Origin of the sequence: Sporosarcina sp. NCCP-2222, assembly GCF_023168145.1 — a bacterium.
Taxonomy (GTDB): Bacteria; Bacillota; Bacilli; order Bacillales_A; family Planococcaceae; genus Sporosarcina.
On record NZ_BQYK01000005.1, the window covers coordinates 182396 to 199884 of the forward strand.

At 43.9% G+C, this 17489-nt stretch carries 15 protein-coding genes and 2 pseudogenes; 2 read left to right on the forward strand and 15 right to left on the reverse strand.

Annotated elements, in window-relative coordinates:
* Positions 1 to 140: 140 nt before the first annotated feature.
* The 6 genes and pseudogenes from NCCP2222_RS12755 to NCCP2222_RS12780 form a co-directional block, all read right to left on the reverse strand.
* Positions 141 to 1409 carry a RidA family protein gene (locus NCCP2222_RS12755; protein ID WP_248512732.1) on the reverse strand — a complete coding sequence of 423 codons (1269 nt, stop codon included), beginning with the start codon at positions 1407 to 1409 and terminating at the stop codon, positions 141 to 143.
* Positions 1410 to 1687: 278 nt separating this feature from the next.
* Positions 1688 to 2399, reverse strand: a pseudogene (locus tag NCCP2222_RS12760) (MFS transporter); the annotation flags it as partial.
* 241 nt (positions 2400 to 2640) lie between these two features.
* Positions 2641 to 4041 (reverse strand): 23S rRNA (uracil(1939)-C(5))-methyltransferase RlmD, encoded by a 1401-nt coding sequence (gene rlmD / locus NCCP2222_RS12765; RefSeq protein ID WP_248512733.1) that lies wholly within the window; start codon positions 4039 to 4041, stop codon positions 2641 to 2643.
* Between the two features lie 196 nt (positions 4042 to 4237).
* A complete protein-coding gene (locus NCCP2222_RS12770) occupies positions 4238 to 4753 on the reverse strand; it encodes a GrpB family protein (protein WP_248512734.1) in 516 nt (171 codons plus the stop codon).
* 32 nt (positions 4754 to 4785) lie between these two features.
* Positions 4786 to 5649, reverse strand: coding sequence for a phosphotransferase family protein (locus NCCP2222_RS12775; protein WP_248512735.1), 864 nt, complete (start codon positions 5647 to 5649; stop codon positions 4786 to 4788).
* Between the two features lie 121 nt (positions 5650 to 5770).
* Positions 5771 to 6652, reverse strand: a complete 882-nt coding sequence (locus tag NCCP2222_RS12780; RefSeq protein ID WP_248512862.1) for a LysR family transcriptional regulator — start codon at positions 6650 to 6652, stop codon at positions 5771 to 5773.
* A gap of 132 nt (positions 6653 to 6784) precedes the next feature.
* On the opposite strand from NCCP2222_RS12780, the gene hutG reads away from it, so the two are divergent.
* Together hutG and gltS are read left to right on the forward strand one after the other, a co-directional pair.
* Entirely contained in the window at positions 6785 to 7732 is a 948-nt protein-coding gene (gene hutG, locus NCCP2222_RS12785; RefSeq protein ID WP_248512736.1) for a formimidoylglutamase, read from the forward strand.
* A 3-nt stretch (positions 7733 to 7735) separates the two neighbouring features.
* The gene (gene gltS, locus NCCP2222_RS12790) at positions 7736 to 8929 is read left to right on the forward strand and encodes a sodium/glutamate symporter (protein ID WP_248512737.1); all 1194 of its coding nucleotides are present in this window, start codon (positions 7736 to 7738) and stop codon (positions 8927 to 8929) included.
* A gap of 105 nt (positions 8930 to 9034) precedes the next feature.
* Here the strand turns inward: gltS and NCCP2222_RS12795 are convergent, their stop codons facing one another.
* The 9 genes and pseudogenes from NCCP2222_RS12795 to NCCP2222_RS12835 all read right to left on the reverse strand — a co-directional run.
* Positions 9035 to 9625, reverse strand: a complete 591-nt coding sequence (locus NCCP2222_RS12795) for a hypothetical protein (protein ID WP_248512738.1) — start codon at positions 9623 to 9625, stop codon at positions 9035 to 9037.
* 121 nt (positions 9626 to 9746) lie between these two features.
* Complete coding sequence (locus NCCP2222_RS12800; RefSeq protein WP_248512739.1) at positions 9747 to 10742, reverse strand: tRNA dihydrouridine synthase; 996 nt, start codon at positions 10740 to 10742, stop codon at positions 9747 to 9749.
* 191 nt (positions 10743 to 10933) lie between these two features.
* The gene (locus NCCP2222_RS12805) at positions 10934 to 11998 is read right to left on the reverse strand and encodes an alanine/ornithine racemase family PLP-dependent enzyme (RefSeq protein WP_248512740.1); all 1065 of its coding nucleotides are present in this window, start codon (positions 11996 to 11998) and stop codon (positions 10934 to 10936) included.
* A 23-nt stretch (positions 11999 to 12021) separates the two neighbouring features.
* Positions 12022 to 13431 carry an alanine/glycine:cation symporter family protein gene (locus NCCP2222_RS12810; RefSeq protein WP_248512741.1) on the reverse strand — a complete coding sequence of 470 codons (1410 nt, stop codon included), beginning with the start codon at positions 13429 to 13431 and terminating at the stop codon, positions 12022 to 12024.
* Between the two features lie 926 nt (positions 13432 to 14357).
* On the reverse strand, positions 14358 to 15431 hold the full coding sequence (locus NCCP2222_RS12815) for a S26 family signal peptidase (RefSeq protein ID WP_248512742.1): 1074 nt from the start codon (positions 15429 to 15431) through the stop codon (positions 14358 to 14360).
* Positions 15424 to 15930, reverse strand: coding sequence for a sigma-70 family RNA polymerase sigma factor (locus NCCP2222_RS12820; RefSeq protein WP_248512743.1), 507 nt, complete (start codon positions 15928 to 15930; stop codon positions 15424 to 15426). Before NCCP2222_RS12820 ends, NCCP2222_RS12815 begins: the two co-directional genes overlap by 8 nt.
* A 316-nt stretch (positions 15931 to 16246) precedes the next feature.
* The gene (locus NCCP2222_RS12825; protein ID WP_248512744.1) at positions 16247 to 16684 is read right to left on the reverse strand and encodes a VOC family protein; all 438 of its coding nucleotides are present in this window, start codon (positions 16682 to 16684) and stop codon (positions 16247 to 16249) included.
* A gap of 200 nt (positions 16685 to 16884) precedes the next feature.
* A complete protein-coding gene (locus NCCP2222_RS12830; RefSeq protein WP_248512745.1) occupies positions 16885 to 17286 on the reverse strand; it encodes a hypothetical protein in 402 nt (133 codons plus the stop codon).
* A 43-nt stretch (positions 17287 to 17329) separates the two neighbouring features.
* Positions 17330 to 17446: pseudogene (locus NCCP2222_RS12835) on the reverse strand (IS1595 family transposase); the annotation flags it as partial.
* Between the last annotated feature and the right edge of the window lie 43 nt (positions 17447 to 17489).

Consider the following 17489-nt stretch of genomic DNA (forward strand, 5'->3'; position numbering starts at 1 on the left):
GGAGTCCATATTGTTATACTCGGCAACTAAAAAAGCATCAAGATTTCTGCCATCATCGGCAAAATCTAGATGCTTTTTCAACTTCACTGTTAAATATCGAAAGCTGTCTCAAGTATCATTTGAGGCAGCCCCCTAGCCTATTATGCTTTTGGAGGTGTTCCTTCAGCGTTTGATACTACTGCATCAATTTGGATTAAAGCATCTTCAGATAAAGCTGAGACGCCAACTACTCTTCTTGCAGGAGTACCTTGTGGGAAGAATGTTTTGTAAGCCTCATCTACAGCATCAATGTCCGCAATATTCTTCAAGTAGATATTCACTTTCACGACATCTTCCAAAGCGTGGTCGATGCTTTCTACGATTGCCTTAATATTTTTCAAGCATTGTTCAGCCTGCTCTTTTGCACCACCAGCTACCAATTTACCCGTTTGTGGATCCAAGGGCAATTGAGCTGAAAGGTGGTTGTAATGAGAGAATGCTACAGTTTGTGTAGAAAGTGAATCTTGTGGTGCGTTTTCAGTGTTGTTCGCCCAGATCACGATACCATGTCTGTCTTCAATAGCCTGTGGCGGTGTACCGTCACCATGAGATACAACTGCCTCAATTTGAACAGAAGCGCCAAATGGCAATGCAGCAGCTTGAACTGTTGTACGTGCAGGAACGTAAGCTACAGCTCTAGCGATTGATGAATCTGGGAAGAATCTCGAATACACTTCATTTACAGCTTCCACATTAGCCAAGTCTGTAAGGAAGACGTTGATTTTAACGATATCGTCAAATGGAACGTCGATGCTTTCCAGAATCGCCTTAATATTTTTCAAACACTGTGCAGTCTGCTCTTTAACATCGCCAACTACCAAACGGCCAGTCTTTGGATCGATTGGCAATTGAGCTGAAAGGTTGTTGTAGTGAGAGAACGCTACAGTCTGTGTAGAAAGAGGGCTTGTTGGTGCATTAGCCGTGTTGTTTGTAAGCTTGATCAGATCGCCTGCTTGTGGGGCGTTTGGAATTGTACCTTCGCCGTGTGAAACAAGTGCTTCAATTTGAACAGACGCACCCTTAGGAAGATCTGCAACTGCAACTGTTGTACGGGAAGGAACATAAGTTGGAAAGTATGTTTTATACACTTCATCAACAGCGTCAACGTCTTGGATATCCTTAACGAAAACAGAGATTCTTACAATGTCGCTCATTACATGATTGATGCTTTCGACAATGGCCTTGATGTTTTCAAAGCATTGTTCAGCCTGTGCTTTGATACCGCCAGCTACCAATTCGCCAGTCTTCGGATCAATTGGCAATTGAGCTGAAAGATTGTTGTAATGTGAGAATGCTGCAGAATGTGAAGATAGACCGTTACTTGGAGCATTTTTCGTGTTTCTTGCTGATACTGCGTTATAACCGCTCATAATAGTATTCTCCTTTTAAATACTTTTTCAAAAGATATATTTACTAACTCATGTTTCGCACCAAAAAAGCCGATCTAAACCAGTTCCCTTGATTGCAAAGACGAAAAACGATTTCGCCGTGGGCATTATGAACTTTTGTTAGTAACCCCTCTTGTCGTTGCCCGTTTGCAATTATAGCAGTCTTTAGTCTCTTTTACTAACATTACTAGTTTAATAGAATTTATTTATCAATTGCGGTGGCTGGATTTGTTACCGCATCTCTGAACTATTCTGCAAAACTAGATATTCCCCATCAATGCCTTACTACTAGAGCTTCGTTCAAAAGAAACTAATATTAAGGTCATTAGGAAAGCGAGAGCAACTGTAACAGCACTGACCCAACTCAGATTCAATACAGAGGTGCCACTTATCACAAGACCCCCCTACTCCAGAACCGAGGGCAAATCCAAATTGAATAAATGAAGTATTCACACTCAAAGCGATATCAGGAGATTTTGGTACCAACGTAACTAAATATAGCTGCTGGGCTGGAGAAGTACTCCATGTAGCTATCATCCAAATCATGATAACGGAAACAATGCCGATTAGATTCCCTCCGATGATTGCCAGTAATATCAACATGAGTATTTGTAATAGTAGTCCAGCAATAATCGTAAACTTTGGACCTTTTTTATCCGCAGCTATCCCTCCAATGCTAGAGCCGATGAAGCTGCGAACTCCCGCAAGTAATAAAATACCACTAATTTCTGCAATTGTGAGACTTGCTGAAGCTTGTAAGAATGGTGTTAAATAGGTGAATAATGCGGAATAACCACCTACATAAAACAACGTTACTGCCACCGCTAGCACAATCCTTTTATCTTTTAATATGGATAATTGCATACCAATCGTGACTGGTTCTTGCTCCTTAATAGTAGGTACACTCCTATAAACAACGAATACTGGATTAATGGTGAGCAAACCAATTAATACGAATAACGCCCTCCACCCCATAAATTCCGCCATATCCAAATAACCCCACCAGATATGACGCTGAATTATCTTCTGCCTATTCTTACTCTGTGTGCATTGGCTGATCAACTGTAACGATGCACAAATAGTTGATGTCGAGGCATACTCACTGTATCCCTCCTTCGTGGTCGTCCGATAAGGTAAAACCTATCCTTCCAGACAGAGATAGCACCGTTTGATACGAAAAAGAAGACAACTGGTTAGCTGTCTTCTTAAAGGCTTAGTTCTCTTCTTTTAGAATGAGGAGGGCGACACACTCCACATGCACCGTATGCGGGAATAAATCCACAGGCTGCACAGTCTCCAGCGTATAGCCAAACGGCAGTAATTCCGCTACGTCTGTTGCGAATGTATCCGGGTTGCATGATACATAGACAATCCGTTTCGGTTGTGCGCGGCCTATTCGGCGCATTACTTTACCACCGGCTCCACTGCGCGGCGGGTCGATGAGCAAGAGATCCGCGAGGCCCCAGCTTTCGTGCACTTCGTCGATGCCCCGTCGAGCGTCTCGAGCGAGGAAGGTCGTGTTGTGCAAATCGTTATCGAGTGCATTCCGTTTTGCGGATTCAATCGATGTCTCCACAATTTCAATACCGGCAAGTTCCTTGACGCGCGCAGCAAATGGCAGGGAGAATGTCCCGACACCACAAAACAGGTCGATCATCTTTTCATCTTTCTGCGGCTTGCCCATATCGAGTGCCAAATCTACGAGCTTCTGCGCTTGAACCGGATTGGTTTGGAAGAAAGTATCGAACCAGAGACGGTAGCGATAGCCGCCAAGTTCGTCGTAAATGAAGTCGCGTCCTGCTAAGACAAAGGTTTCCTCCGACTGCGTACGATCCGCCCAATCGGTGTTGACGAGCCACAGCAGGCTTTTCACATTCGGATAGTTTGCCGTAATTCTAGCAATGAGATCCTCCGCTGCATTTGCCAAATCACCAGCAGGAGCTGCTGTTGCAAACAATGCCAGCATGACCTCGCCTGTCGCGAATGACTCGCGGACCATTAAATGACGAAGCAGCCCCTGGTGTGTGTCTTTGTTGTAACCATTCAGCTGATGCTCTTTCACCCATTTGCTTACTTCCATCGAAGCATCTACCATATTCCGGCCTGCAATCAGGCAAGTTTCAAGCGGAATGATCTTGCGGAAGTTTCCTTGCTCGTGAAGGCCGAGATCCCCTTCCGGCGAAAAGGTAAACTCCATTTTATTGCGATAATGCCAAGGGTTCTCCATGCCGATCGTGTTCAGCACGAGAGCTGGATCCAATCCTACACTCTCCAGCGCTTCTTGTACATGGGCCGTCTTATGCTTCAGCTGGCCTTCATACGACCAATGTTGCCAAACACAACCGCCGCAAAGCTCGAAATGCGGACAAGGCGCTTCAACGCGTTCTGGATTTGCATTCAAAATCGCCTCTGGCAATGCCTTTCGTCTTCTTTTTTCCGGCTGATCCACAACCACTTGCACCGTTTCGCCCGGCAATGTCTGCGGAATTGTCAGCTTCAGCTTTTTCGGATTGCTGCCCTGCTCGCTCTCCCGCCATAGTACCGCTTGTCCGTTCCCCTTCTTATCCAGACGGTGGACATTTGCGACTAACGTTTCTCCTATAGTAACGGTCATAATCTTACCTCCTAAACATCTGTCATCTCTATTCATCGGCTGCCGTTATACAAGGCTTCACCTGTTTTGTAAATTGGAGCACTGACCTATTATAGCGGAGTCTAGTTGGCTTCACCAGACCGAATTGCCATGTAGAGACAAGGAGTATTTTGGCTATAGACAATACCCCGGAAACTCACATTCAGATTAAATCACCCTAATCTACCTGTCCTCCAAACCATTTCAATGCCCGTTGTTCCATTTCTGTTACGAAAGTTTTTTTTGCTTTACTGTATAGAGCGGTATCATCATATCTTTGAGCCAATTCTTCTTTTAAACACTTGTAATTTTCCACTTCAGCGGGATGGTTCTTCAAATAATCCCGAAAAACTAAATGTCGTTTAATTTGGGGATTATCAATCTGGTAGACATGGATATGGTGTGTTCTGTTCTCTCCACCTTTGCGAAATAATCGCCTGCCTGGAATGCCCCATTCTCCAGCCATGTCATATCCAAGCAGACGCATTTCGTCATTGAACCTATCAATTGCTACAATGTCTTTAACTAGGCACATCATATCGATAACAGGCTTTGCGGACATACCCATAACAGAGGTACTTCCGAAATGTTCAAACCTGATTATTTCATCCCCGAATACTTCACTCAAAAATCGAGCTTCCTCTTCAAACATTCTACCCCAATTTTCATCATACTCCGATAGCCTGACTTTCAATAGTGTCTCCCCTCGCTAAAGCTTTTTGTGATTTATAGTATTACTTTCTTAAGAATTGAAAGATTTTCCTCAAAAAAGGCAGCATGCTTTTCAATTCCACGGCGTTTACACCAGCCAATACTATTAAATGCATCTGTAAATCGATAAAAAGGCAACACAACTTCTAGATCAATTAATGGTCTTATGGTTGTATAGCCTTCTTGATAGGACTGATACAAACTAGAATCGAAGCTCAAAAAATCACGATACAGTTTAGTAAAATCAATTTCTGTTGAGCCAAATCGTACACTTTCAAAATCTATCATGCCTGTCACTTTATCTTCATCCACAATTATATTGGCCGGACGAAAATCCATATGCACAAAACTCGGGCCATCTGAAGGAGGGAGCTGCAGTTTCATATTCTCGAACGTCTCAATGGCCTTTCGGTATAATCCCTCATTCAAAACTTCCTTTACATCCTCAGCAAAACTATAAAATTGACGTTCCACAAAATTTGACCAGTTCGGAAATTCATTTTGGATACCGGTTAATTTTAAGGCAGCAGGTGGTTGTATTTGATGCATAGAGGCATGAAGAATCCCAACCTGATAAGCAATTGTGGGAACATAGTTATTTGTTAACGGCCGTCCTTTTAATTCAGATAAAACGAATGCACCGGGACACTCTTCATCACCTTGCCAATAATCCAACATCTGAGGAATTGAAACTCTGTCTTTTAAAATTTCATAAGCTTCCAACTCTCGCAGATACTTCAATTTTGTGTAAGGTATTTTCAAAAATATATTTTCACCGTTATGCAACTTGCATTTATAAACTGTTGAACTATGGGAATCTTCAACCCCGTTAATTGAGACCACATTCAATTTAAATTGTTGAATGACTCGCTGTAACATCCAACCCCTCCTTTGGCTTAATTGACATCCATCATATGCCTTTGCATAACTACCATAATTTTACTTAATTGTATCAAACTAGTTGGCCTATTGGCGATTTCGGTCGTATGGCTACGAACCCTCACCGAAAAAAGGAAATGGTTTCATCAATGAAAGCACCAATCGCTGGCGCCATATACCGGTCATTCAAATACGTTAAATAGACGGTCCGCTCCAAAGATGGCGAGGCGATGGTTTTATGGACGAGACTAGCATTATGGCGGTCCGCCAAGTAATTTTCAGGGATCAGCGAAACCCCAAGATTTTCGAGAATGAGACTCAAAGCAGTTTCGAAGCGTTCCACTTCATACTTAATATAAGGCGAAATGTTTTTAGCCATGAACGTCTCCAAGACGTTTTCCCTCGTCTGGAACCCGAGGCTCGTAATGATAAATGGTTCGTCTACCAAGTCACTCAATTCAATCGTATCCTGTTTAGCGAGCCGATGGTTTTCATGCAGGACGAGAACGAGCTTTTCCTTGTATAAGGGCACCGTTTGAATATCCTCTTCATTAATTAACTGATTCGTAATAATCGCATGGCATTTATATTGCCGCAAGGAACGCTTCACGTCTTCCCCACTAAGGACTTCGGTGAGAAACAAATTCATATCGGAAAATGTCTCTTCATATTTCCGGAAGACTTTAGGAATCCAATGTTTCACAGACTCAATCATGCCTAATCGAAGTTCGCCTTTCCCGACTAGACCCGCTTCCTGCATTTCTTTTTCCAATATACTCATGTCCAGCAAAATGTGGAGGGCTCGTTCATATAGCAACTGTCCAGATTCTGTAAGTCCGATGTTCCGCGTATTGCGTTCAAGCAACTTAAATCCTACCTCGTCTTCCAAATTCTTTATGGCATTACTTAGAGAGGGCTGTGATATATGTAGAACACTCGCAGCTTTCGAAAAGCTTTTCTGCTCAACGATCGTGACAAAATACGTTAACTGTTTCAAATCCATTTTCATTTCTCACCTACCTATTTATAGTTTCAAGCTATCGTATCATAGAAATTACATATTAGTATTTATAAGTATAGCATTTATAATTGAATCTAGAAGGAATTTTCAGCCTTTGAAAGGGATGTGAATACAATGCGAAGTAAAGTGGATAAAACGATATGGACAGGACGTACAGACCATGATTCCAATAGAGCAAGTTTCCGTTATCATCAAATCATTGAATTTGAAGCTGTAAAGAAAGCGGATTCACAATGTGCACTTATCGGCTTTGTATGTGAAGAAGGCGTTCGTCGGAACAAAGGACGTTTAGGTGCAGCTGCTGGACCGAATGCCATGAGGGCTGAGCTTGCAAAATTGCCTTGGCGGATGGATGAAAGAAAAAGCGTAGCGGACATAGGAAACGTGATCTGTGAAGGCGAACGTTTGGAAGAAGCACAAGGCGAGTTAGGCGATGCTGTAGCAGAAGTGCTATCGAACGGTTCGATTCCGGTTGTTCTTGGCGGCGGACATGAAACAGCATACGGCCACTATCTCGGAATTCGAAAATTCATTGGAAGCGAAGCGACACTTGGCATCATTAATATCGATGCACATTTCGACTTGCGTTCCTACGAGGAACAGCCTTCATCCGGAACAATGTTTAAGCAAATTTTGGAGCATGATATGAACAGCGATTACTTAGTGCTCGGCATCCAGCGTTACGGCAACACGCAGGAACTGTTCGATACAGCGGATCAGCTCGGTGTCACGTATGTGCATGAAGAGGATATGACGAACAACTCAATGGAAGACACCACTCGCACGTTGGAGTCATTCATAGCAAACCACGACTACGTCATGCTGACGTTGTGCACGGATGTATTAAACGCCGCGTTTGCCCCTGGCGTCAGTGCCCCTTCTCCATTTGGACTGGATCCGTTCGTCGTACGTAACATCATTCGTACTGTTACCTCCAAAAAGAATACGCTTTCATTCGACATTTCGGAAGTCAACCCGCTCGTGGATGAAAACAACCGTACCGTTAAACTCGGTGCATATTTTGTGAATGAAGCCATCATGGCCTTTTTAGGGAGGGAATAATAGATGACACTCGAATTAAACCAAGTAACTACAATCTTCTTGGCAATCGCCTTGCTTGTATTAGGCCGTCTACTGGTCAATAAAGTCGGCGTATTGCAGAAGTTCTGCATACCGGCTCCTGTTGTCGGGGGGTTGCTATTTGCCATTCTCGCAACCGTTTGCAAAGCGGCAGGGCTCGTCACTTTTTCATTGGATACGTCTCTGCAAAGCCTTTTCATGCTGACGTTCTTCACAACTGTCGGGCTTGGCGCAAGCTTCAAGCTCGTTAAGCTCGGCGGGAAGCTCCTCATCATTTACTGGCTCGCTTGTGGCTTTTTGGCCCTCATGCAAAACGTCATCGGTGTTTCCATGGCCTCACTCTTTAACATTCACCCACTCATCGGGATGATGGCAGGAGCTGTTTCCATGGAAGGAGGACATGGCGCTGCCACTGCGTTTGGCCAAACAGTCGAAGATCTTGGCATCGATTCGGCTCTGTCCATCGGAGTAGCGGCCGCCACATTTGGGCTTGTAGCCGGCGGACTCATTGGAGGGCCTGTCGTTAAGTTTCTCATCTCCAAATACAATTTGAAACCGACAGAAACAGATGAAATGGCTGGAGAATTCTCCGTTGAAAAAGATGAAGCAGAAATTCAAACGAACACGTTCTTTACGCAAATCTTGCTAATTACGTTCTGTATGGCACTTGGCACGTATTTAGGTGACCTGTTCTCCTCTGCTACCGGATTTGTCCTTCCGGGTTATGTTGGCGCGATGTTTGTCGCCGTCATCGTGCGGAATATTGTCGATAAGTTCAACCCAAAGGCTATTCATATGAAGAGCGTTGGTTTAATTGGAGACATTACGTTAGGTATATTCCTCTCCATGGCACTCATGAGCATCAAGCTTTGGGAAGTTGCTGGACTTGCTCTTCCGTTGCTCGTCATCGTCTTTGTACAAGTCGTCTTTATTGTCTTGTTTGGCATCTTTGTTTTATTCCGCCTGCTTGGCAAAAACTACGACGCCGCTGTTATGGTAGCCGGCTTTACGGGACATGGGCTCGGCGCGACGCCGAATGCTATGGCTAATATGGCAGCCGTTACCGAAAGGTTTGGACCTTCGCGCAAAGCGTACCTAGTGGTTCCAATCGTTGGCGCGTTTCTCATTGATGTATTCGCTATGCCGATTATTATTACGACCATCAACTTGTTTCAATAACTAGAAGGATGCTCAAGTCTAGACGTTCAGGAGGACGCCGATCGGCTCCGCTTCCTCGGAAAGACCTAAAAGATGCCAGGCACTGAATATGTGCCTGGCATTTCCTTATTCTTGTATTAATTCAACGTTAATAATGGTTTTTGTCGCATCTAAATAAGCAAAACGGTAGGTCTGGCCTTTTTGCACCCTAAATCTCTCCCAATGCAAGACCATTTCCCCTTCAGCTGTATTAATAAGGATGATTTTCGACGGTTTCGATCCCCTATATACATCCGTTACACCCAAGTCTTTTACTTGCCAGTCGGCATTTGCATATGCGTTCATATCTTCTAGTGATTTTCTTGCTTCATTGACACCCCAAAAAAGTAGGAAGATGACTATGGATAAAGTAATAATCCCGCCAACCGCAAACTTCGCAACCGAAGATTTTTTAATTTGCTGCGGATTTTTAAAGACGATTATAGCAATGAGATGGAGAAAAAATACACAAAGGGCTACTCCTCCCGCAATGAGAAGAGAGGTTCCAACGAAATTAATAACGAACGCTTTATATAAATCTTTTTCAATAAGCCAATTCCATGAAATAAAACCGGTTGCCAGCAAAATAAGAACACCCGTGACAATTAAAATGCCATATGACACCCGCTGCCTTCTTTTGTTATCTGCTTCTGTCACCGCTGCACGTTTCTTCTTCATCTCATCCCCCTCCCTCCGTAGTAATGGATACGAATAGAGTCCGGCAAAGTTTCAAAGTGAAAAAGAAACCAGGCACTCCGTGAGTTGTCATTCATGGATTGCCTGGCTTCTTGTATACCAATTATTCTTCTATGGGCTCAGTCAGATTGATTTTAGACTGAAACTCCGCGAGCATCTGCCGCACTTCATCCGTTGAGCTCGTATCCATCAATTGATGACGCAGCTCGCTCGCTCCCCGGAATCCTTTCACGTAAATCTTGAAAAAGCGGCGCAGCGGTTTGAATGGACGCGGCTCTAGTTCGTCGGAGTATTTATCAAACAAGTCAAGATGCAGCCGTAAGAGATCCAGCAATTCCTCAGGGCTATGTTCGCGCTTCTCCACCTCAAAGGCGAACGGGTTTTTGAAAATCCCCCGTCCGATCATGACACCATCCACGCCATACTTCAATGCGAGCTCCATGCCCTTTTCGCGATCTGGAATATCTCCATTGATTGTCAACATGGTGTGCGGTGCAATCTCATCCCGCAGTTTCTTAATTTCCGGAATCAATTCCCAGTGTGCATCGACATTGCTCATTTCTTTTCGTGTGCGCAGATGGATCGAAAGATTGGCGATATCCTGCTTCAATACATGTGTCAGCCAATCCCGCCACTCGTCGACTTCGGTGTAGCCCAAACGCGTTTTCACGCTGACTGGCAATCCGCCTGCTTTCGCAGCCTGAATGATTTCTGCTGCCGTCTCTGGATGATTGATTAACCCGCTGCCTTTCCCTTTCGAAGCAACGTTCGGCACTGGACAGCCCATATTAATGTCCACGCCTTTAAAGCCCATCTCCGCCATCCCGATGCTCATATCACGGAAATGATCCGGCTTGTCCCCCCAAATATGCGCCACAATCGGCTGCTCATCTTCAGTAAATGTCAGACGGCCGCGAACGCTAAAGATTCCTTCCGGGTGACAAAAGCTCTCCGTATTCGTAAACTCCGTGAAAAACACATCCGGCCGGGCCGCTTCACTTACGACATGGCGAAACACCACATCCGTCACATCTTCCATAGGTGCCAATATAAAAAACGGCTTCGGTAAATCGAGCCAGAAATTATCGTTTGTCATCATAAACCCTCTCCTAGTTGACTTGTCCTTGCACAAGTACGTTCATGGCAATTGCCAGCCTTCCTATTATACAAAAATCACGGCGGTATGTTCCACTATCTTGGAACTTTCCGTGCGGGTTATTTTGAGGTATTCACCAATGCAGCCTTTATAAAAAGACACCAGACGCTCCTATGTCGTCTGGTGTCTTCCGCTTACCCAATATATTGCTTTGTCACATATTTGGAAGTAAAGGCCCGCATCGTGGAAAAATACCCTAAGTGAAACTCGATGAGATCCCCAACCTGGTAGTCCTTTTCACTGTCCGTCACATCTACCATCAGATGATCGGAGCTGGCTCCGAGCACAATAAGTCCAGAATCGGTGGATGTCGATGTTTCCACATCAAAGTCTTGCTTTCCAATAGCGCAAATCGCTTTTTTCCTCATGCCTCTATCAATGAAAGACGGCGTGTTTCCATACGAATCAACGCCAATTTCCCCCCATGGCATAGAAGGCTTCTCCTTCACTTCGACAATCTCACATTGAAGAGTGAAAACGTCTCGGTGAGTTCCAGGCAAATACGTATACTTGGCCCGTTCCTTACCGAAAAGGAGGGACTCGCCCAGCCGTAAATTATTGACGCCTGCTGGGATGCCGTCTCGCAACATGAGGTCCAGCGTAGCCGAGTTCCCGCCGCTGACCACTTCTAACTCTCTGCCGATCCGTTCGCTAATGGCAGCCGCTAATTTCTCAAGCGTCCCCATCTTTTCTTCATCGGATTGGACGAATGAAAAACAAGTCAGGTTCACACCGATACCGTACAGGTGAACTCCCGGCATCTTTTCAGTTTCTGCCGCTACTTCGAGTAGCTCGTCATGGTCAATAAAGCCTTCTCGAATATCACCAAGGTCCACCATAAGAATGATGCGATGCTGTGTGCCCTTTTTCATTGCGGCGTCATTAATCGCCTGAATCGTAACAAGCTCCGAATTCAGTGAAGCATCAGCAAAGGCAACCAGATCTTCGACTTCCGACAGCATTGGCGGACGGATCAGCCATTTTTCTACCTCACCGCCTTGCAGCTGTTTCAAATTCTCGATTCGAGAATCGCCAAGCCGTTTAACGCCGCCTTCCACATAGACGCTTGCAATTTGAGGATCAGCGCCAAACACCTTTGTTACACCTGTCACTTCTATATTTTTCTCTGCACAGAGTGCCGTAACTGCACGGACATTTTCAAGCAGATGTTGTTTATTCACACAAACCAATGGATACATGGTACAAACCCTCTAATCCGAATTTAATTCCAGAAATCAGTTTTCTCTTTAAGCCCGATTGATTTCGCTTTGAAGACCGGGTTTTTGCCTTCCTTCTTCTGTTTCGTATAATCATCCAAACATTTGAAGGCTGTGCGTCCGAGAATCAAGATAATTGGAATATTGATCAAAGCCATAATCCCCATCAAGACATCTGCAGTATCCCAAGCAATGGAGAAGTCGAGCTGTGCGCCGAAGAATACAATGACAACCGCAGCCAAACGGAAAATCATGAGTCCTGTTTTCCCTACACTCTTCTTGTTCAGGTACTTAAGATTCGATTCTGCGTAGAAGAAATTTCCGATAATCGTTGTGAAGGCGAAACAGAATAACGCAAAGGTAATGAACCAAATACCAAAATCACCAAATGTCGTAGAAACTGCTGCTTGTGCAAATGGCACACCTTTCAGTTCCTCTGTCGGTGTAACACCTGAGCTCAAAAGCATGAAAGCAGTAGCTGTACAAATCAACAATGTATCGATGAAAACAGATAGCATTTGGACAAGCCCTTGTTTCACTGGGTGGGATACACTTGCAGATGCAGCAGCGTTCGGAGCAGAACCTACCCCCGCTTCGTTCGAATAAAGACCACGTTTGATACCGTGCATGATAGCAGAACCTGCAAAACCGCCAAATGCGGATTTAAAATCAAATGCTTGTTCAAAGATTGAGACAAACATGCTTGGCACAAGGTTCAAGTGAGTCACTACAATGATCAATGCAACGACAATATAAGAAATTGCCATGACAGGAACGAGGATACTTGTAATCTTGCTCAGCGTTTTGCCGCCTCTAAAAATACTGAGTCCTGTAAGCACCGCCAAGATAGCACCAACAATCACTGGTGTAGAAGAATTATAAAAGCCAAAACCTTCAAATGCAGAAGAAATATTAAATGCGGCAACCATGTTGAAACCGCCCATATACGTCAAAATCAAGGCCACTGCGAAGACAACGCCTAAGAAACGGCTCTTGAGTGCCGCTTGGATATAATAAGCCGGCCCACCAAACGAGCCTCCATCCTTATCACGAACTTTATAAATTTGAGCCAACGTACTTTCAATGAATGCCGAAGCGCCTCCGATAATGGCGATCATCCACATCCAAAATACAGAGCCTGCGCCCCCTAACACAATCGCAGTAGATACCCCTGCGATATTCCCAACACCAACGCGGGAGGCAGTGGATACCATCAGTGCCTCAAATGCGGAAATCGAGTTTTTATCCTCTTTCGGCTCCGCTACCAGCTTGATGGATTCTTTAAAGAAACGGAACTGGACAAACTTTGTACGGATTGTGAAGTACAAGCCTGCACCAATTAACAAGATAATGAGAATGTAACTATACAGCCACGTACTGAAACTCCCAATAAAACTCTGATAGATGTCATACATGTTGAAACACTTCGCTTTCTATAATCAGAATAAATGTAGCATTCAAGTATGAATCCGTTTTCACGACATGATTCGTTGCTTGAACATATTTTATTATTTTATCTTAATTTCGCTATTTTACAATAGTAAATCCTGACAAGCCAAACAAAATCAGCATCGAAAGTACGAGAAAAAGGCCGTATGAATACTCCTTTTTTCCTGTCGCAGGATCATTCGGCGAGTTACATAATCTTTTATTAAAACGAGGCGGGCCATTTGAGACGAGTTGCTTGTTGGGGCTCAATACATACTGGAGGCAGAGCAAGCTTAGGATCGGGGAGTATGCGCGGATTTTAGGTGTTATGCGTGGATTGAAGGGAGTTATGCGCGGGTGGATGAAACTTATGCGCGAATGGAACAAACTTATGAGCGAATTTGGTGGGGGTATGCGCGGGTACCAGTAATTTTTGAGCGGAAAGGTTGATTGGAAGAAGAGTATGGGCGATGAGGGTTCTGGTCTTTGAGTACTTTACATTGCGCGGAATGTTTTTGGTTCAATAGTATAGCTGCTCTTCAAATCCGTTCGACTCTAACAAAAATTCCGCCGGCTTGTTCCATTTTCATGAACAAAGCCGGCGGATTATCATAAAACCGTGGTATGAGGTTCTCAAGTATCCAATGTCGTGACGGGCATATAATCCTTGCAAAGCAGACTGCATGGCTTCCTTTGATATATCGCAACACAACTCCCATGAGCAGCTTCCCTTAATGAAATACTGCGTATCGTGTTACGAATCACACTTGTAAATGCTGCAAACCAGATTGACATTCCCATATGATGAGCGGTTGGTTGACGGCTTGTTTTACTGGACAGCGTCAAACTGATTTACAAAAGATAGTGACTTCCGGAAGCCCGTACGGCAACCACCCCCTTTCCGGTTTCTTTCCTATTCTTCAATCATCCACTGACCTGAGCCTGGATCCTGTGTCATAGAAAACGCACGGTCAGCGACACCTTCACGTCCATACTGATAACGAATTTCTATTTGATTGCCAGCTACTTGCGTCACATTCCGGTAAGACGCCTCTACAAACAACTCCCCTAACCGAGTTGTGTTCGAAAGTGCAGTTGGTTGCGGCCATCTCTTGTCACCCAACAGTGCATCATACAAATAGAGATCAAAATATTGCTCCGGCGAGTAGACACCATCCTGCCGCTCTACAAGATAATCCATATAGATTGAAGTCGTGCGCTCTTCTGTTGCGATGCCGGCCACTTGTCCATAAATTTTATGTACAGGCGTGATGGTCGCCCCCTGCACGGTTCGATCCGCAGGGAAATGGTTCAGGAGCAGATACTCTCGAGCATTCAGCACTTGATCATAGCCTCCTGCAATTCGCACGTTATGCTCTTTGTAACGATCCATCAGTTCAGTTTGGAGAGGTTCGCCATTAATCTTCAGCACCCCGTCCTGCAACTTAACCCGGTCTCCGGGTACCGCAATCACTTCATAATAGACATCTTTATATGTCGGCAAATGACTTGTCGTATCGGTCATTGTCCGCACTACATCGCCCGCCTGGTAGGCTGCTCGATCATAGATATCCGCTTTGCGTTCGATAACTGTATGGAACGTTTCGGAACTTCCCTTCCTGCTGAAAGGTTCAGGATCCACGTAATACAGACCATCCACTGCATCAAAATTCGGCAGTTTGGCAAACTCCTCAACATCAACAGCGGATAGCTGCTGCTTTTTTTGAAAAGCGGAGATCCGCGCTAAATCGTCTAGCGGATCATACGGCGTTCCTGGCCCCTGGTCAGAAGAAAACAGATTGGCAGGGTTCATTGAAATGAATAATAGCAGTGCGATGGCCGGAAGCGCTAGTGAGACCATCGCCACCTTCCACGAAGACTTTCTGGCAGACGGCCGTAATCTATTTTGCACACCTTGTTTGATGCGCCTTTCCTGCTCGGATGTATCCCCCATCATCCGATCCAGTTTGCGTTTCATATCACTCATTGCTCGTCACCTCCTCGTCTTCTTCCTCAAAAAACTCCTTGAGCTGCTGTTTCGCTCTCCGCAATCTCGTTTTCACGGTGTTTTCATTCAGCTCCAAATAACTCGCAATTTCCGCGATGGACTGCTCGTCGTAATAATATAAAATCAACGGCTCCCGGTACTTCAGCGGAAGTTGGAAAAGATGTTTCCGGAGAGATATCAGCTGCTCCTGTTCAAGCAATTCATCTTCCGCCCCTTTAGTAGAAGAGAAAGCTGCGCTAAGAAGCATATCTTTCTTATGCTTCCATGAACGCAAATAATCCTTTGACCGATTGGCTGTCATTTTTGTCAAATACGTTTTGAGAGATGCATCCTTGCGAAACTGGTCGCTCTTTTGAAAATAGGTCACAAACACTTCTTGCACAATATCCTCGGCAGTCGACCAATTCTTTACATACAAATAAGCGATTCGCACCAAATAGCGCGTATGCTCATTCATCACTTGCTCCATTTCATGCATTTCGTTACTCACTCATTTCTATAGCCATGGCAAGTACCTATTTTTCTATCACGCCATACCGGCATATTTCCTCCATTAAACCATATTAAAGTCACTCCGAAAAACTAAGCACCCTACAGACGGCGTTTTTCAGAAAAAGTTTCAAATCTTTTAAAAGAAATTTTAGTTGAAGCAACTTGCGGACTCGCCTCAGTAAGAGAGACTAGTTGCCTGTCCACCAAGCTGTAATATTACTTATGTTCCTTGTTTCGCCTACAGATTGAATCCTGCAGAACACAGATAAAGACACTTGGCCTTTTTTCGGCCAAGTGTCTTTTTACTTGATTTCCTCCGCCAGCTCTAAAATAATGCCCTCTGGACCACGAACGTAGCATAACTTATAGCTTTGTTCATATTGCTCGATCTCACTAAAGATTTCCGCGCCGTTCTTTTGCAGCTTTTCGACAATGCCATCAATATCCTCAACAGCAAAGCAAATATGCCGGAGGCCCAGCGTATTGGCTAAGGGTTGTTGCATCTTTTGTTCGTCCGACGGCGAATAAAATTTAACCAGCTCGATCCATGTCTGACCATCCGGCGTCCCCAAACCTACGCAAGCCGTTCTTACATTTGTCAGTCCAACAATCCGGTCCAACTGTTCCCCGTCTAATTCCCATTCCGCTTGCACTTCAAGCCCTAACTCAACGAAAAACGCTTTCGCCGCTGACAGATCATGCACGTTTATGCTCACATGATCTATTCTATTGATTTTCAAATCCCATACCTCCTTGAAATGAAATGCCACTTCTTAATCAAAATTTACTTTTATAATAGGCTCTGTTAATTAATATTGTTGATAAATCTATTATTATGAAAAAGGACCGTAAATATGTCCTTTTCTTTATTGTTATTCAGCTATTGAAGTGTCGATTTTATTGTGCGAATACTCCAAGATAACTCCCTTATCCCCCAAATTCAATATTGTTTCTTCACATCGTTATATATTTCCATTGCTTGTTCGTATATAGTATTATTTGGTTCAATTTGATAATTTACAGAACTATCTTTCAGATGAAAAATCCCCTTATCATCTATCACTAAAATGCCTGAAATTTGGTCACTATAGATAAATGTTATCGTGATCGCCTTTTCATTATTAATTTGTTGGTTTGTTTGTCCACTATATTCTATTTGATTGTAAGCCTTCACAAGTGACTGAACAGTTTCTTTATCTATTTTGTTATATCCCTCGTACAAACTCTGTCCAAAACCAATATCAAAGTAATCCGCTTTAATTTGATTTACAGAGTTATTATTACATCCGCTTACAAGTAAAGATGCAATTAGTATAATAAACATAAATAATAATTTCTTCACAATTTCACTCCATCCATTTGTACACTGATGAACAACAACAGATCTAAAATTGATACGTTCTCAATGAGTTATAAGTTTCATTAATGGGTAATAAACAAGTCTCTACTATCATTTTGCTTATAGAATCATTGTCGCTTTGATGGTTCACAATTTCTAAGAATTAATATAATAAAAAGCTTCCCGGATAACCGAACATTTCCGGT